This window comes from Agarivorans albus (assembly GCF_019670105.1).
Taxonomy (GTDB): Bacteria; Pseudomonadota; Gammaproteobacteria; order Enterobacterales; family Celerinatantimonadaceae; genus Agarivorans; species Agarivorans albus.
Genome location: NZ_AP023032.1, coordinates 2,163,425 through 2,187,404, shown reverse-complemented (window position 1 = coordinate 2,187,404; position 23,980 = coordinate 2,163,425). Strand labels below are relative to the sequence as shown.

The window sequence follows — 23,980 nt, the reverse complement described above, 5'->3', positions numbered from 1 at the left end:
TTACGCCTTTTTCTTGGCTTTAGGCTTTTTGCGCTTATCTTCAATGGTCCATTTACCATCGCTAAAGTACGCTCTCCAACCAGTAGGTTTACCGTCGACTTCAGTGCTTAAGTATTGCTCTTTAGTCTTACGGCTGTATCGAACCAAAGATTTAACCCCATCTGGATCTTCTGTTGGTCCATCAGCTAAATAGTAAAACTTCTCTGGCAATCTATCTCTAAAGCGCTTCAATTCTTCCACTAATGGCGCACGTGTCTCTCGTGAGCGTGGGAAGTTACTTGCGGCCATAAAGATACCGGATGCGCCATCGCGTAATACAAAGTAGGCATCACTATTTACACAGGGTAGTTCAGGCAAATGAACGGGATCTTCACGTGGTGGAGCCACTTCACCGTTTTTCAAAATCTTACGGGTATTGCTACAATCTTCACCTGTACAAGCCATGTACTTGCCAAATCGTCCAGTGCGTAACTGCATGTCGCTGCCACATTTTTCACACTCAACGATAGGCCCGTCGTAGCCTTTAATCTTAAAGCTACCTTGCTCAACCACATAACCTTCACAATCTGGGTTGTTACCACACACGTGTAGCTTACGGGTCTCATCAATAAGGTAACTGTCCATGGCAGTACCACAAACTGGGCAACGCTCTTTAGCTCGCAGAGCCTCTGTTTCTTGCTCTTCTGCATCAGCGGCAACCGCTTCCTCACCAGGAATAAGGTTGATAGTGCACTTACAACGCTCTTTTGGTGGCAATGCATAACCAGAACAACCTAAGAATACACCGGTGCTGGCGGTGCGGATGCCCATAGGACGACCACAATCAGGACACTCGATGTTAGTCAGAACAGGAGTATTGCTACGCATCCCCTTTTCGTCATCGTCGGCAACGGTTAGTTGCTTCTTAAAGTTTTTATAGAACTCGTTAAGTGTTTGTTTCCACTCAATACTGCCATCAGCAACTTCATCAAGACGTTCTTCCATCTCTGCGGTGAAGTCGTAATTCATTAAATCTTGGAAGCTTTCAGTTAAGCGTTCAGCAACAATCTCACCCATTTTTTCAGCGTAAAAACGACGACCTTCGGTGCGTACATATCCACGATCTTGAATGGTTGAAATAATTGACGCATAGGTAGACGGGCGACCAATACCGCGCTTCTCTAGCTCTCTAACTAATGATGCTTCGTTGAAACGCGCTGGTGGCTTGGTAAAGTGTTGCTTAGGATCAAGCTCAACCAAGTTGAGTTTGTCACCTTGGCTCACCGCTGGTAACACACCATCATCGGCTTTACTGGCCTTGCCTACTGGCTGAACCTTTGTCCAACCATCGAAGCGCAAAATCTTACCTTTAGCACGTAATTCGAATTGAGCTGCACTCACTGTAACGGTGGTAGCATCGTATTGAGCATCAGTCATTTGACAGGCTACAAATTGACGCCAAATTAAATCGTATAACCTAGCAGCATCAGCATCTACACCAGCCAATTGAGTACTGGTTACATTCACGTCTGAAGGTCGAATTGCTTCGTGCGCTTCTTGAGCACCTTCCTTACTTGAATAACGTAAAGGGTTGTCTGGTAGATACTTATCACCAAAATTATCGCCAATATAGCCTCTAGCAGCCTCTACAGCGTCGTTACTCAAGTTTGTTGAGTCAGTACGCATATAGGTGATGTAGCCTGCTTCATAGAGCCTTTGAGCTAACATCATGGTGCGTTTAACGCCAAAACTTAAACGGGTGCTAGCTGCTTGCTGCAACGTAGAGGTAATATAAGGTGCTTTTGGCTTTGAGCGTGTCGGTTTATCTTCACGTTTGACAACTTGATAATCGGCGCTTTTTAAAGTCGCAACTGCCGCTTCTGATTGTTGTTTATTAACCGGTTTAAAGGCCTGACCGTTTTCTTTAGCAACTTCTAAGCGAAAGCCTTCGCCTAATTGTGTGGCTAGATCAGCATGAATATCCCAGTACTCTTCTGGTACAAAGGCTTTAATTTCACGCTCTTTTTCTACGACCAGACGAACCGCTACCGATTGAACTCGTCCAGCAGACAATCCACGAGCAATTTTTTTCCAAAGCAGTGGCGATACCATGTAACCCACAACTCGGTCTAAGAATCGACGGGCTTGCTGGGCATTCACTCGCGCCATGTTTAATTCGCTTGGCTGCGAGAACGCGTCTTTAATTGCTGACTTAGTAATCTCGTTAAATACTACTCGCTTAAAACGACTGTCATCGCCGCCAATAATTTCTTTTAAGTGCCAAGCAATGGCCTCTCCTTCGCGGTCCAAATCGGTTGCGAGATAGATAGTGTCAGCATTTTCGGCAAGCGTTTTAAGCTCGTTTACTACTTTCTCTTTGCCAGGCAGAATTTGGTAATTGGCTTTCCAATCTTTCTCGGGATCCACACCCATTCGAGCTACTAGCGCTTTTTTGTCTTTAGCCTTTTTTATTTTGGCTTTTTCTTCTGCGCTTAATCCTTTGGTTGAAACAGGCGCAGCTTTCTTTTTATTGGTTGCACTTCCACTGCTAGGCAGATCACGAATATGACCGACACTTGATTTCACCACATATTGGCGACCCAAGTACTTGTTAATCGTTTTTGCTTTAGCTGGTGACTCTACAATTACCAGAGATTTGCTCATATTTTTCTTTTTACCATTGTGTCCACCAACTTGGCCTATTGACGGAAAGTAATAGATATTCGTTCTTTTTTATATTGCTCGAGACTTAGCATAGGTCAATAACTTTTTTGCATCTTTGGTTTATTGGGCGAATAATTAAGCACTCGACCACCAAGATACAAACTGATAACATCTGAAAATCCCAGTAAAGCGTAGTGTTATACGCTTGATTTTCTTTTTCTGCCAATATAAATAACCATTGGTGTCAAATTTTTCAATAAAAGATAACTCATTTTTTAAGTGAGCGTAGTAAAAGGAAGACTATGAAACATTTTGAAGTCAACTTCGACGGCTTAGTTGGCCCAACCCACAATTATGCGGGTCTTTCATTTGGCAACGTTGCCTCTTTATCCAATGCCCAAAATGCCTCAAACCCTAAAGAAGCCGCCAAACAAGGCTTATTAAAAATGAAAGCCTTGCACGACCTAGGGCTTACTCAAGGCGTGTTGGCTCCGCAACAACGTCCCGATCTCAATCTTCTTCGTCGTATCGGTTTTACCGGTAACGATAGTCAAGTTTTACAACAAGCGGCAAAAAATGCGCCAGATGCCCTACTCGCTAGTTATTCGGCATCAAGCATGTGGACTGCTAATGCAGCCACCGTATCGCCAAGCGCAGACACCGAAAATGGCAAAGTACATTTCACCCCAGCAAACCTAACTAATAAGCTGCATCGCTCTATTGAGCCACAAGTTACCGGTAATATTTTGAAGGCGGTATTTTCCGATAGTAAATACTTTGAACACCATCAACATTTGCCAGAAAACGACTACTATGGCGACGAAGGTGCGGCTAACCATACCCGATTGTGTTCAAATTACGGCGAAGCTGGCTTAGAACTATTTGTTTATGGCCGCTCAGCTGCAGATGCCAGCGTAATTGCTCCTAAAAAATTTCCCGCAAGGCAAACCCTAGAAGCAAGCCAAGCAGTAGCTCGCTTACATGGTTTAGACCAAGATACTGCGATTTTCATTCAGCAAAACCCTGGAGTAATTGACCAAGGTGTTTTCCATAACGATGTGATAGCGGTGGGCAACCAAAATGTGCTGTTTTATCATCAACAAGCTTTTTTAAACACTCAGCAACAACTTCAGCATATTCAGCAGCGTTTCGGCGATAATAAGCTACATTTCATAGAAGTTAGCGACAATGAAGTGAGTGTTTCAGAAGCAGTTAAAACCTATTTATTCAATACCCAGATCGTTACCACTGCACCAGGTGAAATGGCAATTATTGCGCCAACAAACTGTCAAGAATCGTCTCAAGTGAGTGCTTATTTAGAAGACTTAGTAAGCCGAAATACTCCGATTAAGCAAGTCCATTACTTTGATGTTAAGCAGAGTATGAGCAACGGTGGTGGCCCAGCTTGCTTGCGCTTACGTGTGGCGTTAAACGACATGGAATTGGCTGCAGTAAACCAACACACTATCATGAATGAACAACTGTTTAGCACGCTAAACCAGTGGGTTGATAAGCACTACAGAGATAGCTTGGTTTTTGATGATTTACGTGACCCTCAGTTAATCACCGAAGTGAATACCGCATTGGATGAGCTAACCCAAATCTTACACTTAGGTTCTGTATACCCTTTCCAACAAGCTTAACTGAGCAGATAAAAAAGCCTGACTAAGGTCAGGCTTTTTGATTGCTATTTGTTAGCTTGATATTACTTGGTCCAATCCCAAGATTGAGACTGGATAATTTTCATTACGCCACGCTCTACTCCAATGCTTGCCGCTTGGCTGAGCTTTTCTGCTAATTTCTTCTTAGTGTGGTACTTGAACTGGATAACTTGTTTTTCCTCAAACTGCTGCATCAAGTAATCGTCACTGGTAGATACTTCATCAACCAATTCCAAAGCAAATGCTTGAGTGCCGTACCAATGCTCACCAGTGGCTACTTTTGCAATATCCAACTGCGGACGAAACTCTTGAACAAACTCTTTAAATAGAACGTGAGTTTCTTCTAGTTCAGATTGAAATTTCTTGCGTGCTTCATCGGTGTTTTCGCCAAACATAGTCAGGGTGCGTTTGAACTCACCGGCTGTGACCTGTTCAAAATCGATATCGTTTTTCTTTAATACTTTATTAAAGTTTGGCAACTGCGCAATTACGCCAATTGAACCAACGATGGAAAACGGCGCTGCAATAATCTTATCAGCGATACAAGCCATCATATAACCACCACTTGCGGCAACTTTATCAACGGCGATAGTAAGTGTGATGCCTTTTGCTTTAATCCGTTTTAACTGAGAAGCCGCTAAACCATATCCGTGAACCATGCCGCCGCCGCTTTCTAAACGAACTAACACTTCATCTTCTGGCTTCGCTGCGATAAGTACCGCAGAAACTTCTTCACGTAAACTGGCTACTTCTTTGGCGTCGATGCTGCCTTTAAAGTCGATAACAAACAATCGTGGTTTAGTTTGTTCTTCGCCTTTTTTCTTATCTTCTTTTTGTTGTTGCTTTAGTTGCTTCTTATGCTGTTTAAGTTGCTCTTTGCTCATGAGGTTATGATTAAGTTTTTCCTCAACCTCGTTGTGTTGCTCACTTAAATCAGTAACTTCAAGCTCACCACTTTTGTGTTTAGTCTTAGAAGAAGCGGCAATCACAACCACAACTACAGCAATAATAGCGATAACAATCGTTAAGGCCTTCGCAAAAAACAATCCAAACTCAATCAAAAAATCCAAACTTCTGCCCTCATATTTTCGAGCTGCTATTAGTACCATAGCTTGCACACTGAACCAAGTAACAAAAAAGGCCTGCGCGATGCAGGCCTTAGAACCGATAACTTAGTGCTTATTGAGCCGGAGCAATTACCGAACTATCACTCACCACAACACTAGCATTTCCAGCATCAGCACTTACTGCATAACTAACAAACTGGGTTTGCATTTCAACCGTAGCAGCCAAACTAGCTGCTGGCGAAATCAGTGAGCTATGAGAGCCTTGGCTAAAGCGCACCGCATAACTACCTGCTGAGGTAACTTCGGTACCCTCTAGACCCATTGAAGCAATCAGCGGCTCGGTGCCAACTAACGGCAACGTTGCAAGGCTATTTGGAATAACTTGATCACCGCTACCCTCACTACCATCACCCACAATTTCATGCACTAATACTGGCATCGCAAAACCGGATTGCGCATAGTTAATTGGATCTACTCCATCTACCACTGTTTGCGCTAACGACCCAAAAATTGACGCAAATGCAGGATAATTCGAGTCAATCACCAGCTGTGCTGCTTCTGGGTAAGTGGCTTGATATACTGCAAACTGCTCTAAGGCTGTTGCAGTGTCATTGTCTTCAAAGCCAAGGCCAGCAGCAACTAGCGCTAAGTAACCGGGGTTAGATTTTAACCCTGCTTCTACGATTGGACCAAAACTAGGTGAGTACTGGAACACTCCAGCTAAACCGCCAGCTGGTGCGCTAAGCGAAACACTTTGTAGGCTGTAATCAATGTCAAAACCGCTTACGTTTACCGTATCAGCAACCGATGCTGGACCAACACCGACAATTGCTCCTAATGACTGACCTGCATAATGTACTTTGCTGCCGTCAAGTTCAGCAGGCGCACCAGCTGCTTGCAAGGCAGCTCGCACCGCGAGTAAATCGGCTGTTGATTGACGTAGATTTTCTCGAATGCTTAAAAAGCTACTCAAGTTGGCGAATACTTGAGGATCGTCATTGGCACTGATTTCCGCATTACCATCACCGGTCAAATCCAATCCTCGACTACCGTGATAAGGCAAATCCATAGCCAAAACTGCGTAACCTTGCGCTGCATAGCTAGCAGCAATAGCCGCCGCGGTTTCTTTAACCGACCCAATACCATGTTGGAAGATCACTACTGGCCAACCTTCGGCAGGCATGGTATTGCCAGTTAAGGTTTCGTCAGGTAAATAAATATCTAAGTCTAGAAACGCAGTGCTTTTAGTTTCTGGAACAGGGTTATAAGCCGTAAGATGGCGATGTGAGTCAACTGGCATCGCTTCACCGTCTTGCATATAGGTAAGTCCAGCTAAATCTGCCTGAGCAAGCATTTGACCAGCGGTCGTTGTATCACCGCCTGCTACTAAGCCACCAAATGTAGCAACGTCAAAACCTTTTGCGCCGGCCTGGGCCCAAAAACTTGTTGCACTGCCTTGGTCAGCAAAATCAGCATTGGTTTGCAGCAATTGTAAAATGGCTACTGGACTATCAGTCTTAGCTTGTGCCCATTTATTTACATCCGCACCAGTTAGATCAGGATTATCAAGGTCTGATAAATAATAAGGCACTGCCAAGGTAGACTTAAAGTATTTAGCGGCTACAAAGCCTGGTTGGCTACTACCAAGAGCAGCATTGGCAACGTCTTGCGCTGTAGTGCCCGTATCAACAAGTGCGCTCAATGGTAATAAGCTATTTAGTGCCATACCACCATAAATCTGCTGCAAAGTAGTTAACACGCTTCCTACCGATTGAGTGGTAAACACTGCTGAGTAACTTACATTTGCAGTTACGCCTTCAGCGGCCAACAAGCCATTATTAAACGCTGTTAAGCCTTTCAGGCTTTGCACCGTAGCATCATCATCAGCAGTGATTGGAGAACTCAATAACTGGTAGGCCTCACCGGCGGCAACACCTCGACCATTTTCATCTAATAGTTGATCGGTAATTGCCACCATATAAGACGTAGCAGGAGCAAACGGTACTAAAGGAGTTACAATTAAGCTGCCATCACTAAAGGTAGCTATGTAGTCTTCACCGTAAACAAGCTGCTCATCAACGCGGCAAGTTTGCCCTGCCACAAAACTGCCACCATTTTCGGTAACGTCAGCACAAGTATCTGCAAAACCAGAAGCGCGAACTTTGTATAACAACACGCCAGCTGGGAAAGAACTTGCATCTAACTTTGTATCAATTTCTTCATTGTATTCCGCGTCATCATCGCCGTAGGCTAAAGGAATTGAAAACGGCACACTGGTTTGCCAACCGTCTAAGGCTCCTAATACATTGGTGATATCTTGATACTGCTGAGTAAGCGCAATAGCGGCTTCACTAGGTAGGTTAATAGTCCCGTCTAAGCTACCGTTAAACAACAAGTTATTTGGTGTAGATACATCACCAGTAAGAGGATTGAAGCGAATTTTTACTGAGTTTGGCTCATTTGGCGTGATATCATTACCAAAATCAAATGGCGAGTTGCTACTACCACAACCCGCTATAGTAACTGATGCAAATAGAGTGACTGCTGTAGCTATTCGGGACAGACGCATATTAGCTAATTCCTTTTTTTATAGTATGTTTCTTCAAAGAAACCTTAAACATTTGTTTACATTTTTGCAACAGGTCTAACCAGGCGTTAAACACTTGTTTAATTGTTAATCAAATATTTGTGCACCAACGCACATCTACAGGAACGAAAAATGAGCACGGAAACCTCTCCTCAACACTTCCAAGCAGCCAGTGACGAGCTACAAAACAAGGTCATCTTAGTAACCGGTGCGGGCGACGGCATTGGCCGCCAAGCGGCTCTATCCTTTGCACAATGCGGTGCAACAGTGATCTTGCTAGGAAGAACAGTTAAAAAGCTTGAAGCTGTATATGATGAAATTGAAGCATTAGGCGCACCACAACCAGCCATTATTCCCCTAGATTTAAAAGGTGCTACTCAACAAAACTATCTTGATATGGCGGCCACCATCGAAAACCAATTTGGCAGATTAGATGGCGCCCTTCTTAATGCGGCGCATTTGGGGGTGTTAAGCCAATACGTGCAAATAGAAGAAGATCTTTGGGATCAACTTATGCAGGTAAATGTAAAATCACAGTTCTTACTTAGCCAAGCTTTAGTTCCGTTAATGCTTAAAAGTGACCATGCCTCATTAGTTTTTACTTCTTCAAGTGTCGGTAAAAAAGGCCGTGCTTATTGGGGTGGTTATTCGGTGTCTAAATTTGCGATAGAAGGCATGTCGCAGGTCATTGCAGACGAATTTGATAAAACCGGTTTACGCAGTAACTGTATAAACCCAGGTGCAACCCGCACTTTAATGCGTGCAACCGCATATCCCGGCGAAGATCCAAAAACACTAAAAACACCGCTCGATATTATGCCTAATTATTTATACCTAATGAGTGACGCTAGCATTGGGGTAACAGGCACTAGCTTAGATGCGCAACCTAAGTAACTAGTTAGGATAGCGAACGATGAGCAAGCCATTTCGCGCCAAAAGCACCTTAGAGCAGTGGCGTATTTTTCAGGCCGTTGTGGATTATGGTGGCTACGCACAAGCCGCCAGTCAGCTAAACAAAAGCCAATCCTCACTGAACCACGCTGTCAGTAAGTTACAAAACTTACTTGGCATTCAACTGCTTGAAGTGAAAGGTCGCAAAGCCTACTTAACCCCAATGGGCGAAGTAATGCTAAGGCGCAGTAAACTGCTTAGCCAAAACATCCAAGAGCTAGAATTACTTGCTGCAAGTCTAGAGCAAGGTTGGGAACCACAATTGAGCTTAGCTTGTGAAATTATTCAACCTCAAGCTCCCGTTATTAAAGCACTTAAAGCCTTTTTACCGGAAAGCAGAGGCACTCGTGTCGAAGTTATTGATACCGTAGTAAGTGGCGCTGATGATGCAATAGCTGAAGGTGAGTTTGACTTGGTGATCACTGCTCACTTGCCTAAAGGTGTTTTGGGTGAACGCCTCGGTGTTGTCACCTTAGTTCCAGTTGTTCATCGCAATCATCCCTTGGCTAAAATGCCACAACCAGTCTCGATAGACGAAGTGATACAACACGTCCAACTAGTGATCCGTGATACAGGTAAAAACCCTCAACAAGATAGAGGTTGGTTACGCGCCGAACAGCGCTGGACCTTTAGTAGTTTTCATCGCGTAGTAGAAGTACTTAAGCAGGGTTTAGGCTTTGCATGGCTGCCACTACATATCGCTCAACCGCATTTCGAAGATGACAGTTTGGTTGAACTTAATGTAAGTGGCGGTGCGGCCAAGTCATTGGTTACCTATCTGGTAGTGCCACGCCCAGAACTACTAGGCCCAGCTGGCCAGCATTTTTCAAAGCTACTGATTCAACATTGTAAAACGCTACGTTAAGGAAGGTAGATGTTACTAAATTGCGATATGGGAGAAAGTTTCGGCGTATGGGAAATGGGGGTTGATGAGCAGCTCATGCCCCATATTGATCTCGCGAATATAGCTTGTGGTGGGCATGCTTCAGATCCCAATGTAATGAGTCGTACCTTAGCACTAGCCAAGCAACATGCTGTCACAGTAGGCGCGCATCCAAGTTACGCTGACATAGCTGGCTTTGGCCGGCGTTCTATCCCCTATCAAACCGATGAGCTCACTCGCCTACTACTCACACAAATAGGTGCTTTAGATGCTTTATGCCAGTTTCATGAGCTTAACTTAAGTTATGTAAAACCACATGGCGCTTTATATAACGACATGCATAAACAGCCGGCTATATTCGAAGCAGTATGCAAAGCGCTAACTGGCCTCAATAAGGTGCCTCAACTAATGGTACACGCCACCCAATGCCATGGCTTTATCAGTGAGCTAGCAGAAAAATACCAACTATCGCTAATCAAAGAAGCCTTTTGTGATAGACGCTACTTAAGCGACGGGAGTTTACAAGCACGTAGTCAAACTGGAGCGGTACTCTCAACCAAAGAACACATATTGGAACAAGTAGATTTGTTACTCACGCAACAAAGCTTACGCTGCGCTGACGACAGCTTATTAGAAGTAGAAGCTGATACCCTGTGTGTTCATGGCGACAATCAAGCAGCCGTTAAGCTGGTTCAAGCCATCAAGCAGCAAATCCAACGCTCAAAGAAAGATTAGTCAGTATGTACTGCATCGATTATGTTAATGAAGATAGCGTGCTGGTAAGCAGCATATCAGCCCCCCACTGCCAAGCACTGCCTGATTTAGCGAATTTTCTGAAAAACCAGCTTACCAACATCACTGATATTATCGTGGCCAGCGATACTTTACTTTGCATCGGCAATAGCCAAACGCAGTTCGAATCGATAGGCATATCTGTTCAGCAGTTTGAAGTGCAATTAAGTAAACGTACTAGTCACCAAGTATTCGATATTCCAGTTTGCTACGCAGAACAGTTAGCGCCCGATTTAACAGCAGTCGCTCAGCAACTTCAACTCAGTGTTAATCAAGCTATTGAGCTGCATAAACAAAGTGTTTATAAAGTAAAGATGATTGGCTTTATGCCTGGCTTTACTTACTTAAGCGGACTAAACCCACAGCTAAAACTGCCTCGCAAGTCCACTCCCTTAAGCAAAGTACCAGCTGGTAGCCTAGCAATAGCCGAAGATATGAGCGCCGTATATCCCAGCGATAGCCCAGGTGGCTGGCACATCATTGGCCAAAGCCCCATAAAGCTATTTGATAAACATCTCGATCCCATGTGCCCGTTAACGGTAGGTGATCAAGTACGTTTTGTTGAGCTCAGTTATAAGGAATTTCTCAGCTACGGAGACAGCAGTGACTAAAGCAGCCTCACTCACCGTGCTTCGTAGCGGTCCGCAGATGTTAGTTGTTGATCAAGGGCGTATTGGCTTTCAACACATCGGCGTTAGCCCAGGTGGTCCCGCAGACAAGCACGCCTTTAATTGGGCTAACCGCTTGTTAGCAAATCCGGTTAACAGCCCTGCCCTAGAAATCGCCTTTGGTGGCGCTAAGCTGCATTTTGAGCAAGCCTGCCAGATTGCGGTGTGTGGCGCGGCAGTAACGCTTAGCTTTGAAATAAATAAAGCAAACAACAAACCGATTACCACTTGGCAGAGTATTAATGTGGGAGCCGGTCAAACTTTACACATAGGTCCTAGTCGCTCAGGGCTAAGAGCATATTTGGCGATACAAGGCGGCTTTTTACTCGACAGCGAGCTAAATAGTGTAAGCAGTTCACCGAAGCAGACTTTAGGTCCCTTTAATGGGCGGGCTTTAAAGCAAAATGACAAACTCCTTTATCCTATAAAAAGTGCTAAGCAACTGGCCTCCACTCCAGTGCAACAAACTCCGCATCAGTTTATTCCAAACTATAAAGAACACTTAAAACTCGCGCTTATTCCAGGTTATCAATTCCACGCATTTAGTCCGCAACAACGACAACAGATTTTGCAACAGGAATATCAACTCAGCGAGTTAAGCGACCGCATGGGGGTGAGATTAGAAGGCATAGCTATAGACAATGTTCCCCAGGCTAAAGAATCAGAGGCAATAGCTTTAGGCGCTGTGCAAATCCCACCTAACGGCTTACCAATAATTCTGTCTGTTGATAGGCAAACTATTGGTGGTTACCCCAAATTGGGTTGTATCTCTCGGCTAGACTTATTTGCTTTAAACCAACGGCATCCAAAGCAAAGCATAAGCTTTTACTTAAGCAGTGTTGAGGAACAACGACAGCGCTGGCTAGCCTTTGAAAACTTCTTCAACTAAGCCAGCTAAGAGGCTAAATCCATTATGAGCAGTTCACCAGCTAAACCTAAGCGACTAAGGGACTTAAAAGGCTTTGGTCCACGCAGCGAAGAAATATTGGCAGAGGTAGATATTCACTCCGTCGAAGACTTTATGGCCATCGATCCCTACCAACTCTACGGGCGTTTAAAAGCCCAAGTAAAAGGCACTGGTTTAAACTCTATCTACGCGATAATCGGCGCAAGAGAAGATCGCCATTGGCAAGAGATTAAACAACAGCATAAAACTGAGATTTTGTTCAAGCTAGACGAACTAGGACTAGCACCTAAGTAAGCAGAAGTTAGAGTGCTAACCAATAGCGCAAACTATTTACTATATGATCAACGTCGCTTAAACCGTTAAGCCGTTCTAAGGTTTCTAAAGCCATTATTGGCGAGTCAGTAACCACCCCATTTACCCGTAAATAATAAAGTCGCTCAACGTCTGCAGCATTGTTAACTGTCCAAACATGTACTTCTTGGCCACGCTGCTGGGCGCTAAAAAGTCGCCAAGCGTTCAACCATTGCTGGTTCACAATCAACATATCAACATTTTGTTGAACCGCCGACTCACCAAAACTGGCTGCAGCAATAAAGGCAGTGCTAATCCTATTTGCCAACTCGGTACCGCTTATTTGCAGCTTTAGTTCTTCAAGCAGCTCAATGTCTAAACTACTTATGATGACCGGGTATGGATATTCTTTTAAAGACTCTAATAGCGCCGGAACCAAGGCTAAAGAATTGTTGTAGCGTTTAAGTTCAATGTTTAAGGTAATCTTGTTGGCGCTCTTTTTTAACCAATAAGGTAAGGCCTGCGGTTGGCTAAATCCTGCGTCCACAAAGGCCTGTTGAATCTGCGCAAATGAGCTTTCTGGCACCACCAAATCACTTCCCGTTAAGCGGCGTAAGTCGCGATCGTGAACCACTGCTATTTGACCATCAGCGGTCAACTGTACATCAATCTCGGTCACCGGCAGTTCCAGGTTTATCGACTTTTGTAAGCCTTCTAAACTGTTTTCTAGAGCCAACCAACCTCCAGCCCGATGCCCCATCACCAGCATTGAGCTTGGCTCGCTAAAACGCTGACTAAAGGCGCTAATTTCCTCTTTCATTTCACTAGCGCCCAACAACAAAACAGCAATAAACATCAGGCGCAAGCCTAAGTGAACGCGATGATTTTCATTAAGAACCTGTTGGTGCTGTTTGCTTACGCTTTCTTTGTGTTGTTTTAGCAATACCTTAAATAGATAGAACTGAATACTTGCGTACAGCCAAGTGTCTAAAAAGCTAAGAACAGAGCCACCCGCCAGCACTGTTGCACTGAAAAGCAATAATACTAAGGGAGTGACGTCTTCAGGCGCCCACCAATTTAGACTAATGCGAAGTAACCATATAAAGCCAGCGATCACCGCAATAAATACAGAGGTGCGTAAGGCAAACCAAGCAAGGTTCAAACACAAAATTAACTTACGTTGGCCAATGCTTAATTGGGTGGAATCCTTGAGCTGAGCAAGCAGCGGCTTTTTCTGCAACATGCAAAATGGCAAGGCAAACCACCAGTTAAGCCATTTAGCGCCAAGCCAAACAGCTAAGGGTAAGCCGCCAATACTTAAGGCGGCAAAATAAAACCAAAGCTGATTTCGTTGCTGGTCTAAATAATAGTTAATATCCCAGTCAGCTAACATTAAGCCAAACAGCCAACGGCCAATAAACAACAGCGTACAGCTAATGCTAATCAGCAAAGCAGATTGCAAAAACGCTAACCTAGCGATTGTCCAAGCACGATTAACCAGTAAACGAATCGCCTGCGACACCGAACGTTTGTTCACTTCGTGCTGCGCAAGCAATAAGGTTAAAGCACCCTGCTGCAAGAAGAAGTTGAATAAGGCCATCGCGACTAGCCATATAGCGAACAAGTAGCCGCTGGGCGATAAGAAGAAAGCCAATAGCTCTTGATTGGCAACTCCCTTTAGCCCATACCAAGACATCAACGCTTCACTCACCACTATCGACAAAGGCGCAAATATGGCGAGCCAGCTAGCTTGCACTAATAGATAAGCCCCAAACATGGCTATGCCGCGATTTTTTAATGAGCTCGCCAAGTAATAAACAAAATGGCGAATACGATGCAGTAAGTTTGGCAACATATTAATTACGCTCTAGAGCTAAGGCCATGGAGCTCACTTCTCGTTGAGAAACTTGGGCGCGTTGTAGTTCTAATTGTGGATCCTTATCAGCAGCCATTGCTAAAGCATAACGAGTATCAAACTGGCTTAACAAAGGCTCCGAGGCGGCACTATGAAAATGCTTTATTCCCTGCATTTTTAGCATAGCTAAGTTGTGAGCACGAACGCCCCCAGCCACTATCCATTCGATATTTTGATGTTGTTGCTGTAAGGCTATTAGCAATGATAATCCCTGCTCGATGTAATTCTGTTGTCCTGAGCTCAACACCCTATTTATGCCTAATTCGCTAAGATGCGTTGCTGCAACGGTAGGATTAGCTGTGCAATCAAAAGCGCGATGAAAAGTGCTAGCTAGATTGGTAGAAGCTGCAATAAGTCGCTTGCAGGCATCAAGATCAACAGTAGCTTGGTGAGTTAACGCACCAAACACCACGCCGTTAAACCCTAACTGTTTAACTAGCTTAATGTCTTCGACCATATGTTGTAGTTCACTGTGGCTATAACAAAAGTCTCCACCCCGTGGGCGAATCATTACCACAATGTTAATTTTTGGCAGATATTGGCGGGCTTGCAGCAGTGCGCCGTAACTCGGTGTAGTACCTCCATCACGCTGTCCTGCACATAACTCTATGCGCGTAGCACCACCTTTGATGGCACTAATAATGTCATTTTCACTATAACAACAAATTTCCAGCGTATAACCAGAAGGGTCTGAAGAAACCAAACAAGTAACCACTTTAAAAAATACTGGCTTGATTATAACGGATTATTGTTTAGCAACGAGTCACTATGCGAAACATAAACGGCGCTTTGTTTAACTAGATCAAAAATAATCAGCCAAAATAACTGTGCTTTTACTCTAAAGCCAGTCACTTTTGCCCCTGAATAGATTAACAATAAGAAAAATCGAAGGTTTTCCAGCTCACAACTTAGTCGCCCAAACAAGCGTTTTACTAAATAACTGTGTATATTGGCTAAGTTATTCTAAGGAAAGAAGACATTTTCGGGTGAAACAATGACACGATTTTCTCTATATTTGTTGACTGCTGCACTAGCGATCAACGCAAACTTGGCGCATAGCAATGAATACTTATTTGTAGGCACTGGCAACGTAAGTGGTGTTTACTACCCAACTGGCAATGCATTATGCCGACTTCTTGAACAAAGCAACGAACACCGAAAATTAAGTTGTACCGCCGAAAGCTCGGGGGGTTCTAGTGATAACATAGAAGCGCTAAAAGCCGGCGACATTGATTTAGCCATTGTTCAATCAGACGTTCATTGGCAAGCCTACCAAGGCGCTGGTGAATTCACTGAACAAGGTGCTTATAGTGAATTACGTTCACTGCTCTCACTCTATTCAGAAGCCTTAACTGTATTGGTTAACGCCGATCTAAATGTTAGCCAAATTGATGAGCTTAAAGGCCATGCTCTAAACCTTGGCCCGGTGGGCTCTGGTCAATATTCCACCATGCAGGTGGTTATGCAGCAGTTAAACTGGCAAGAGTCCGACTTCTCTAAAATTACCAACCTTAAACCAGACGAGCAAAGTCGCGCCTTATGTGGGAAGAAAACCGATGCCATTATTTATGTTGTTGGCCACCCGAATACTTCGATAACCCGTGCTACCACTATGTGTGAGTCAAACTTATTGAGTTTGTCTAAAAAGACCATTATGGCGCTGGCAGAAAAGTACGAATACTTCTCCCCAGTAACCATTAAAGGTGGTACCTACCACGGAAACCCAAACGATGTATCGTCAATTGGCGTAAGTGCAACGCTAGTGGCCGATAAACAACTCTCGGAGCAAACGGTATATAACTTCGTTGCAGCTATATTTGAAAACTTGAATACCCTGCGCTCTCTGCATCCCGCTCTTTCAGAGCTGAACGTAGAGCAAATGATCAATACCAACTTAAGTGCACCACTTCACCCTGGCGCGCTACGTTACTATCGTGAACAAGGTTGGGTAAACTAAGCTTTAGTTATCCCAGCATGCTCCGATATCTGGCTAAGTGGCAAGTCCAACTTGTCACATAGCCTATCTAATTCATTGTCTAATACCTGATTCCAATCTTCGCATTGCCCTTGCCAACCAAGGCTTTCTAGCCAGTCTTGGCACACCTTTCTATTAGTAAACAAATCATGCAGATAAGAGCCTTGGATGTTATTTAGCTGCCACCCCGTTGCTTGTTCAACAAAGCTATCTACATGAACTGAACATTGGGTTTGCCCATGATGAATTTCATAACAAGCTATTGTTTCATCGCAGTAGTTAATGCTTCGTTGAATCGTCGTTTTTACATTTGAATAAACAGTAGTTAGCGGCAGCAAGGCTAAACCATCAAACGTTTCGCCTTCTACAGAACTAGGATCGAGGTTGCGCTCCCCCAAAATCTGTAAACCACCACAAATGCCAGTTACCCGAACGCCTTGTTTAGCCGCATTAACAATTTGCTTGTCTAAACCTGTTTTTGCTAAATGCTTTCGGCTAGCAGCCACGTGTTTAGAACCTGGTAAGATAATGGCGTCAAAATGGCCTAGATCTTGGTTGTCACGCATTGGCACAACATTAACCCCTGCTTGATACACCAAAGGATCAAACTCATCTAAGTTGCTGGCATAAGGGTAAACAATTAAGGCAACATTCAGACAATTAGCTTGCCAAACGCTTCGGTGAAAAAAGTTATCTTCTTCTGGTAATTGATGCTCAGTCCATGGGATCACTGCTACTATTGGTATGCCGGTTTTTTCTTCTAACCACTCATTGGCATCGTGTAATAAAGCCTGTTCACCTCGAAACTTGTTTAGCACAAAACCTTTTACAAGCCGTTGTTCTTCTGCACTTAAACACATCCATGTTCCTAGTAGATGTGCGTAGGCTCCGCCGCGGTCGATATCAGCAATAAGATAAACCGATGCCTCACAATGCAAGGCCACTTCCATATTTACGATATCACTTTTACGCAAGTTAACTTCAGCGGGACTTCCAGCTCCTTCAATAACAAGTTGAGAAAAACCCTGTTGCAAGCGAGCCAAGCTAGCCGTAACGGCAGGCCAAAGTACAGATTTTCGTTGGTGCCAATCTTTCGCTAACAGGTCATGGCTTACTTCGCCATTCACCACCACCTGAGCGCCTTTTTCGCTATGTGGTTTTAACAACACCGGGTTCATATCTATGCTGGGTGTTTGCTTTGCGGCTATCGCCTGAAGATATTGGGCGCGGCCAATTTCTCCGCCTTCTTGAGTTACCGCGGCATTGTTACTCATGTTCTGTGCTTTAAACGGCGCAACGTTGCTACCAAGGTTGGTTAAATGTCGACAAACCAGTGCGCATACCAAGGATTTGCCCGCATCGCTGGTGCAGCCCATAAACATGATTGGAGATTGGTTCTTGGTAGTGTTTTGCATTAGTTATCGTTGTTCACTAGCAAACAGGCTAATACATCACGCCAAGTCACAAGCCCCAGCAACTTATTGTGCTCATCAATCACCGGCAAACAGCTAATGCCTTTGTCCACTAAGCTACGGCCAGCATCGCTAATGCTGGTATTGGCGTCACAACACAATGGCTGGCGAGTCATCACATGGTGAACTCGCTGGGTTAAGGTATGCACGTCACGTTGGCTTTCAGCTGCTTTTCCCAAATAAGGGCTGAGTGAGGCTAACAAATCTGATTCAGTAAGAACGCCAACCACGGCATCTTCATCATCAAGTACCACTAAGTGATGAAAACTCACATTATCAAAAATGTCTTTTATATCGAATAGCCGCTGATCCATGCCTACGGTAACAACTCGAGTTTGCATAATATCTTTGATATTCAAGTGATTCTCCAATCTGTTGGGCTTAATTCCATTATAAACATAAGCCACTTTAATTGGTGGCTTAGTTATTACAAACTATAGAAAATTTCATCTACATCCGTACACTAGGCTTGTAATCAATAAGAGTTAACAACGATGGCTTACCAAATAATTCCCGTTACTCCATTTCAACAAAATTGCACCCTTATCTGGTGTGATAAAAGCAAACAAGCTGCGATTGTCGATCCTGGTGGCGATCCTCAATTGATTCAAGCGGCGGTAGATAAAGCTGGCGTAGAGGTCACCAAAATCTTGCTCACCCATGGCCACCTGGACCACGTAGGCGCTAGCAGCATTATTCAGCAGCGCTACCAAGTACCGCTGATTGGTCCACATAAAGATGATGATTTCTGGATCAGCAAAATGGCAATGCAATGCCAAATGTTCGGCTTTCCTGAGGTGGCTAGCTTTACCCCTGACCGATGGTTAGAGCATGGTGATGTGATTGAAATTGGTGAATTAAAGTTAGAAGTACGCCATTGCCCTGGCCATACGCCTGGTCACGTGGTGTTTGTCGATCACGACAATCAATTGGCTATTGTGGGAGACGTATTGTTTAACGGTTCGATTGGACGAACAGATTTCCCCAAAGGCGATCACCCTACTCTGATCAACGCCATCAAAACTCAGCTTTATACGCTGGATGATGCCTATCAGTTTTTACCTGGACATGGTCCCATGTCGAGCATTGGGCACGAAAAAGAATTTAACGGTTACACCCGTTAACAAAAAGGGCACCTTACTAGGTGCCTTTTTTATAACTGGATATTATTCCGTTTAGCCAAGTATTTTGCTTCTGTCGCGATACAACAAATATGCGCAACTTAACCACACTCCTATGGCCATAAAGAACAGTGGGTACTCTCTGGGACAACCATCCTGTAAGCAGCTTAAATCGGTGTAAGGAAATAGCCCAAGCGGGGTGAAAATGTGAAAGAATATCGCGCCAGACATAACCCCTAAGCCAATCAATGCGCCATAGAAACGAGTAGCTTTACGCAAAATTAAAATGCTGGCCACTAACTCTGCTAATCCAATCACTGTTTCACCGTATTGGCCAAACAGATCGCCAATAAGATTAAGTCCTAAACCATCTCGTAACCACTGCCCAACGGTGTCAAATATGTACACGGTAATATCTGCAGGACTGCCAAACCAACCAGCAAACTTAAAGAACAGTGATTGTAAAAATACAAAGGCGACGTAAATAGATAGAATGAGTGGGATGTGCTTTTTCAAAGCTAACTCCATGATTTAGGATCTTGTTTAAGCGTAGTCGAATTAAGCACCTTAGTGCTTATTCTTGCCAATCAGAGACCTACCTTCACTAGCTTCCATTTCAGCAAAGCCCAACTATTTTTCAATAGTTGGGCAAATATATATAACAGTCTGCAGTTTTAACTAGTCATTGCTTGCTGGAAAAGTAGCAATTAGTAACTCAGGCTCTGGTTGTTTTTTGCTAGAAAAGCGCTCGCGTAAAGTTTGGAACAACACAAAAAACGCTGGAACAAACAAACAGCCAAGCACCGTAGCTGCCAGCATTCCACCAAACGACGCCATACCAATTGCTTGCATCGCCGCAGCCCCTGCAGAAGATGCTAGCATTAAAGGCACTACTCCCAATATGAAGGAGAATGCTGTCATCAACACAGCACGAAAACGCAATTTAGCTGCTGCAACGCCCGCTTCTACAATGCTATAACCTTTTTGCTCTCGTAACTGCTTAGCAAACTCCACAATAAGAATAGCGTTACGGCTTGCCATACCTATAAGCAGCATAATGGCGATTTGCGAGTACAGGTTGATGGTTGTGCCGCTAAGTAACACCGCTGACAAAACACCAAATATTGCAGTGGGTACTGCTAGCAAAATAGCTAATGGCGTTAACCAAGATTCATACTGAGCAACTAAAAACAAGTAAGTGAATAACATGGCAAAAGCAAACGCAATGAGGCTAGCGTTACCTGCTTGCTGTTCTTGTAAGGTTAAACCGGTCCATTCATAGCTAAACCCTGTAGGTAAAACCTCATTAGCTAGCTGTTCCATTGCTGCAATGGCTTGACCTGAGCTGTAACCTGGCATGGTAATACCATTAATTGTGGTGCTGCCTGATACGTTATAGCGAACCAAAGAACTAGGATTAAGCACCGTACGAACCGAAACCAAGTTGCTTAATCGCACCATCTCGCCTTGGCTAGAACGAACATAAAGATTCGATAAATCATCGATTTGTTGTCTAGAGTCTGCTTCAGCCTGCAGCATTACTCGGTAGTTTCTTCCGCCTTTTGTAAAGTCATTAATGTAACTTCCGCCATATTGCACATTAAGGGTATTTACTATGTCACCAAAGGCAACACCCATCGCAGCAGCCTGCTCTTCGTTAATGTCGAGGTACAAGTTAGGCATACTGATGCTAAAAGTAGAAAAGGCCGAGGCAATCTCTTCACGCTGATTAGCTTTATCGAGTAGCTGTTCGAGTACCTCAGCAGTTTTTTCTGGCCCCTTGCCCATTTCATCTTTAAGCACAAATTCAAAACCATTCACCATACCTAGCGCAGGAATGGCCGGTAAACCAAAGGCAAAACCCACACCTTCTGGCAAAGCATCAATGGCAGCTTGTACTCGTGCAATAACCTGATCTTGATGTTGTTGTTTATCTGAGCGCTGGTCCCAGTGTTTTAGACTGAACACCAACAAAGCAGAATTTGAGTTACTCGACTCGTTTAATAAGTTGTAACCAGCGGCAGAAAACGCCATCTCAATATCGGGATCATCTGCTAATGACTCCACCAATAACTTAGTCATGTCGCGCGTGCGATTAAGCGCAGCCCCTTCCGGCAAATCAACCACCGCAAAAAAGGTTCCTTGGTCTTCATCGGGTAAGAAGCCACCGGGTAAACTAGCACCTAAATAAGCGCAAGTCCCCAAAAACACCGAGAACAACAACACCGCAATACCTACTCGGCGACACAACACTGCTACGCCTTTGCCAAACAATTCGGTAAAACGTTCAAAACCGCGGTTAAATGCTTGAAAGAAACGGTTTGGTTTAAGGTCGCGATTCATTAGCATCACGCATAATGCTGGCGTTAAGGTCATCGCAACCAAGGTGGAGATAACTACAGAGACTGAAATGGCGATGCCAAATTCAGCATAAATAATCCCCACCATGCCAGGCATTACAAGCGTTGGACCAAACACCGCTAACAGCACAGCAGCTGCGGCAATACATGGGCCAATCACTTCATTCATGGCTATTTCTACACACTCTTTCACTGGTTTTGTGGTTTCGTGCAGCAAGCGCTCTACGTTTTCAATCACCACGATGGCGGCGTCAACCACCACACCAATGGCTAACACTAAACCAAATAAGCTAATGGTATTAATGGTTGAACCAAATGCTTTCATCACTGCAAACGTTGCTATAAGGGAAACCGGAATGGCAATCGCAGGAATCAATGTAGCTTGCCAAGTTTGCAAGAATAAATAGGTCACCAAGGTCACTAAGATTAATGCAATTACCAGTGTTTCTTGTACGTTGTAGATGGAGACATCAATAAATTCGGTAGCATCATAAGGCAAAGAAAACACCATGCCATTTGGCAAACTTTGCTCAAGTTTAGCCATTGCGGCTCGTACATCTTCAGCAACTTGCATGGCGTTGGCAGTTGGATCTTGGTAGATCATCATAGCAACCGACTCTTGGTTGTTTAGATAGGTATCAACCAAATACTTTTGCGCTCCCAGCTCAATACGAGCAACATCTTTTAAGCGTACTAAAGTGCCATCGGGATAGGCTTTAACTCGAATGTTACCAAAGGCCTGCTCGTTGGCTAATCGACCTCGAACTTGCACAGTGTATTGCCAATCATTATTTCCTGTTACCGGCTCGGCGCCTACACTGCCCGCGCCACGCACAGCATTTTGATCGGCAATAGCAGTAGAGATGTCATTAACAGTTAAATCTAAGGCCTGTAAACGCTCTGGCTCAAGCCATACTCGCATGGCATATTCTTTTTCACCTAGGGGTGTTACTTTACTTACGCCTTTAATTCTGGATAAAGTTTCTCGCACAATGCCAGTTAAGTAGTAGCTTAACTCTAAGGTGCCGTGAGCACCGGTCTTAGAGTTTAGGCTTGCAATCATTAGCATCGAAGGGCTCAGCTTTTCTACATAAATACCACTGCGCTTAACCTCATCGGGTAGTAAGGGCTGAGCTGCATTTACCCGATTTTGTACCAAGGTAGCCGCTCTGTCTGCGTCAAAACCAGTCTCAAAGGTTACGTTCAAATTGTATGAACCGTCATTGGAAGAAGTTGATTTCATGTAAATCATACCTTCAACCCCGTTCACTTCTTTCTCTATTACCGAAGCAACGGTATCGTTCACAACACTAGAATTAGCGCCGTTGTATTGGGTGAATACGTTGATCATAGGCGGTGCAACATCGGGATACTGTCCTACCGGCATGGTGTAAGCCGCTAAGGCGCCTAACACGCTCATGATCACCGATAGTACGATGGCGGTTTTAGGGCGCGAAATAAAGAACTTAACCATACTAACCTCGCTGTCTTACTAGGCTGCCATCACTTAGCTTTTGCTGGCCTCTAGAGACCACAACATTGCCATCTTCTAAGCCCGTTAATACTTCAGTTTGATTACCCAACTGAAAGCCCAGCTCTACTGATTGAAGTTTTGCCTTGCCTCCGCTTACCTTATAGACAGCAGGCCCGTTAGCGGTTTGTACTAATGCTCTGCTGGGGATCACAATTGCTTGTTTCATTTCACGCAATACCACTTCAACAAATTGGCCAACAAATACACTGTCGTCATTGGCAAATTTAAAACCTACTGCTAGTGCGCCAGTAGCCGGGTTAATTTGATTGTCGATAAAATCAAGTTCACCAGCTAATGGGTATTTGCTGCCATCTAAAAATCTCGCCAACACTTCAAACTGGGAGCTACCATCACGGTATTGCTGAATAGCTTTTAGAACTGTTTTCTCATCAATACTCACAGTAACTTTAAAGTTACTGTCATCAACGATAGAGGCTAACACTTGGCCTACCCCAACCGTATCGCCAGGGCTAAATTGAGTTTGGCTAATACGCCCAGAACGCGTAGCTTTAATCTCGGTTCTGCTTAACAAAAGCTCTGCATCGTCTACTTGCTTTGCAATGGCTTTAAGGCTGGCTTGATTAACCAAAAACTTGGTTTCGATATCTTCTAATTCCTGCTTGGAGATGGCATCGCCTAGTTGCTTAGCGCGTTGTAGGCTTTTAAGTGCAGAATTGTATTTGGCGGAAACGTTAACCAAATTAGCTTGCAAACTGGCTAGGTTAAGCTCGAATTCCAAGGGGTCTAGACTAAATAATAATTGGCCTTGTTCGACAACATCCCCTGCTTGAAAGTGCTTATCAAGTAAGGTTGAGGTAACTCTGGATATCACCCTCACTTCTTCATTTGCCAATACTGTGGTTGTGTACACTTCTTCAAAGGTAAGTTGCTGTTGAGCAGCGTTGGCGAGATCTACGGCAACAGTGGCAGTGGTTTGACTTAGCTTAGCGTCTGATGTGTTAGATGTTTCGCAAGCACTGATAAATACACTGGCCAATAACAAACTAACTAGTCTTATTTTCATGTTTTGCCCTTATTCGTTGTTTTGTCCTTAGCGTTTTTGCAATTGGTTAGTCATCCTTGTTTGCTTATGGTACACCGCTATCGTTAACAACTAGAATTAGCACCTATCAGTTTTGCTTAAAGCTTTTTC

19 protein-coding genes are annotated in these 23,980 nt (G+C 44.1%); 9 read left to right on the top strand and 10 right to left on the bottom strand.

Going from position 1 to position 23,980, the window contains the following annotated elements; all coding sequences use genetic code 11:
* A complete protein-coding gene (gene topA, locus K5620_RS10040) occupies positions 1 to 2,643 on the bottom strand; it encodes a type I DNA topoisomerase (RefSeq protein ID WP_221077481.1) in 2,643 nt (880 codons plus the stop codon).
* 302 nt (positions 2,644 to 2,945) lie between these two features.
* On the opposite strand from topA, the gene astB reads away from it, so the two are divergent.
* Entirely contained in the window at positions 2,946 to 4,286 is a 1,341-nt protein-coding gene (gene astB, locus K5620_RS10035) for an N-succinylarginine dihydrolase (RefSeq protein WP_221077480.1), read from the top strand.
* 62 nt (positions 4,287 to 4,348) lie between these two features.
* On the opposite strand, the gene sohB is transcribed toward astB, so the two are convergent.
* Both sohB and K5620_RS10025 read right to left on the bottom strand, forming a co-directional pair.
* Positions 4,349 to 5,374, bottom strand: a complete 1,026-nt coding sequence (gene sohB / locus K5620_RS10030; RefSeq protein WP_016403034.1) for a protease SohB — start codon at positions 5,372 to 5,374, stop codon at positions 4,349 to 4,351.
* A gap of 109 nt (positions 5,375 to 5,483) precedes the next feature.
* Positions 5,484 to 7,940, bottom strand: a complete 2,457-nt coding sequence (locus tag K5620_RS10025) for a VolA/Pla-1 family phospholipase (protein WP_016403036.1) — start codon at positions 7,938 to 7,940, stop codon at positions 5,484 to 5,486.
* Positions 7,941 to 8,090: 150 nt separating this feature from the next.
* Between K5620_RS10025 and K5620_RS10020 the strand changes: the two genes are divergently transcribed.
* Genes K5620_RS10020 through K5620_RS09995 form a run of 6 tightly spaced genes read left to right on the top strand, consistent with a single transcriptional unit; the run spans position 8,091 to position 12,453 of the window.
* Complete coding sequence (locus K5620_RS10020; RefSeq protein ID WP_016403037.1) at positions 8,091 to 8,852, top strand: YciK family oxidoreductase; 762 nt, start codon at positions 8,091 to 8,093, stop codon at positions 8,850 to 8,852.
* Between the two features lie 19 nt (positions 8,853 to 8,871).
* Positions 8,872 to 9,774 (top strand): LysR family transcriptional regulator, encoded by a 903-nt coding sequence (locus tag K5620_RS10015; protein WP_016403038.1) that lies wholly within the window; start codon positions 8,872 to 8,874, stop codon positions 9,772 to 9,774.
* Positions 9,775 to 9,783: 9 nt separating this feature from the next.
* Positions 9,784 to 10,527, top strand: a complete 744-nt coding sequence (locus tag K5620_RS10010; protein WP_016403039.1) for a 5-oxoprolinase subunit PxpA — start codon at positions 9,784 to 9,786, stop codon at positions 10,525 to 10,527.
* Between the two features lie 5 nt (positions 10,528 to 10,532).
* A complete protein-coding gene (locus tag K5620_RS10005; protein ID WP_016403040.1) occupies positions 10,533 to 11,195 on the top strand; it encodes a 5-oxoprolinase subunit B family protein in 663 nt (220 codons plus the stop codon).
* Complete coding sequence (locus tag K5620_RS10000) at positions 11,188 to 12,141, top strand: 5-oxoprolinase subunit C family protein (RefSeq protein ID WP_016403041.1); 954 nt, start codon at positions 11,188 to 11,190, stop codon at positions 12,139 to 12,141. Before K5620_RS10005 ends, K5620_RS10000 begins: the two co-directional genes overlap by 8 nt.
* Before the next feature lie 24 nt (positions 12,142 to 12,165).
* Entirely contained in the window at positions 12,166 to 12,453 is a 288-nt protein-coding gene (locus tag K5620_RS09995; RefSeq protein ID WP_016403042.1) for a TfoX/Sxy family DNA transformation protein, read from the top strand.
* Between the two features lie 7 nt (positions 12,454 to 12,460).
* Here K5620_RS09995 and K5620_RS09990 read toward each other — a convergent pair whose 3' ends face one another.
* Positions 12,461 to 14,305 carry a glycerophosphodiester phosphodiesterase gene (locus K5620_RS09990; RefSeq protein WP_016403043.1) on the bottom strand — a complete coding sequence of 615 codons (1,845 nt, stop codon included), beginning with the start codon at positions 14,303 to 14,305 and terminating at the stop codon, positions 12,461 to 12,463.
* A gap of 1 nt (position 14,306) precedes the next feature.
* Positions 14,307 to 15,068: a copper homeostasis protein CutC gene (locus K5620_RS09985; protein WP_016403044.1), complete on the bottom strand. Its 762-nt coding sequence runs from the start codon at positions 15,066 to 15,068 to the stop codon at positions 14,307 to 14,309.
* A 291-nt stretch (positions 15,069 to 15,359) separates the two neighbouring features.
* Here K5620_RS09985 and K5620_RS09980 point away from each other — a divergent pair, with 291 nt between their 5' ends.
* A complete protein-coding gene (locus tag K5620_RS09980; RefSeq protein ID WP_016403046.1) occupies positions 15,360 to 16,322 on the top strand; it encodes a TAXI family TRAP transporter solute-binding subunit in 963 nt (320 codons plus the stop codon).
* Here K5620_RS09980 and K5620_RS09975 read toward each other — a convergent pair.
* Entirely contained in the window at positions 16,319 to 17,755 is a 1,437-nt protein-coding gene (locus K5620_RS09975) for a cobyric acid synthase (RefSeq protein WP_040307470.1), read from the bottom strand. The genes K5620_RS09980 and K5620_RS09975 overlap by 4 nt on opposite strands.
* Positions 17,755 to 18,171, bottom strand: a complete 417-nt coding sequence (locus K5620_RS09970; protein WP_016403048.1) for a CBS domain-containing protein — start codon at positions 18,169 to 18,171, stop codon at positions 17,755 to 17,757. The genes K5620_RS09975 and K5620_RS09970 overlap by 1 nt, the downstream gene beginning before the upstream one ends.
* A gap of 135 nt (positions 18,172 to 18,306) precedes the next feature.
* Here K5620_RS09970 and K5620_RS09965 point away from each other — a divergent pair, with 135 nt between their 5' ends.
* Entirely contained in the window at positions 18,307 to 18,936 is a 630-nt protein-coding gene (locus tag K5620_RS09965; RefSeq protein ID WP_016403049.1) for an MBL fold metallo-hydrolase, read from the top strand.
* A gap of 51 nt (positions 18,937 to 18,987) precedes the next feature.
* On the opposite strand, the gene K5620_RS09960 is transcribed toward K5620_RS09965, so the two are convergent.
* From K5620_RS09960 to K5620_RS09950, 3 genes are all read right to left on the bottom strand, one after another.
* Entirely contained in the window at positions 18,988 to 19,449 is a 462-nt protein-coding gene (locus tag K5620_RS09960) for a hypothetical protein (RefSeq protein WP_016403050.1), read from the bottom strand.
* A 162-nt stretch (positions 19,450 to 19,611) separates the two neighbouring features.
* Complete coding sequence (locus K5620_RS09955; protein WP_016403051.1) at positions 19,612 to 22,767, bottom strand: efflux RND transporter permease subunit; 3,156 nt, start codon at positions 22,765 to 22,767, stop codon at positions 19,612 to 19,614.
* A 1-nt stretch (position 22,768) separates the two neighbouring features.
* Entirely contained in the window at positions 22,769 to 23,851 is a 1,083-nt protein-coding gene (locus K5620_RS09950; protein WP_016403052.1) for an efflux RND transporter periplasmic adaptor subunit, read from the bottom strand.
* Positions 23,852 to 23,980 lie beyond the last annotated feature (129 nt).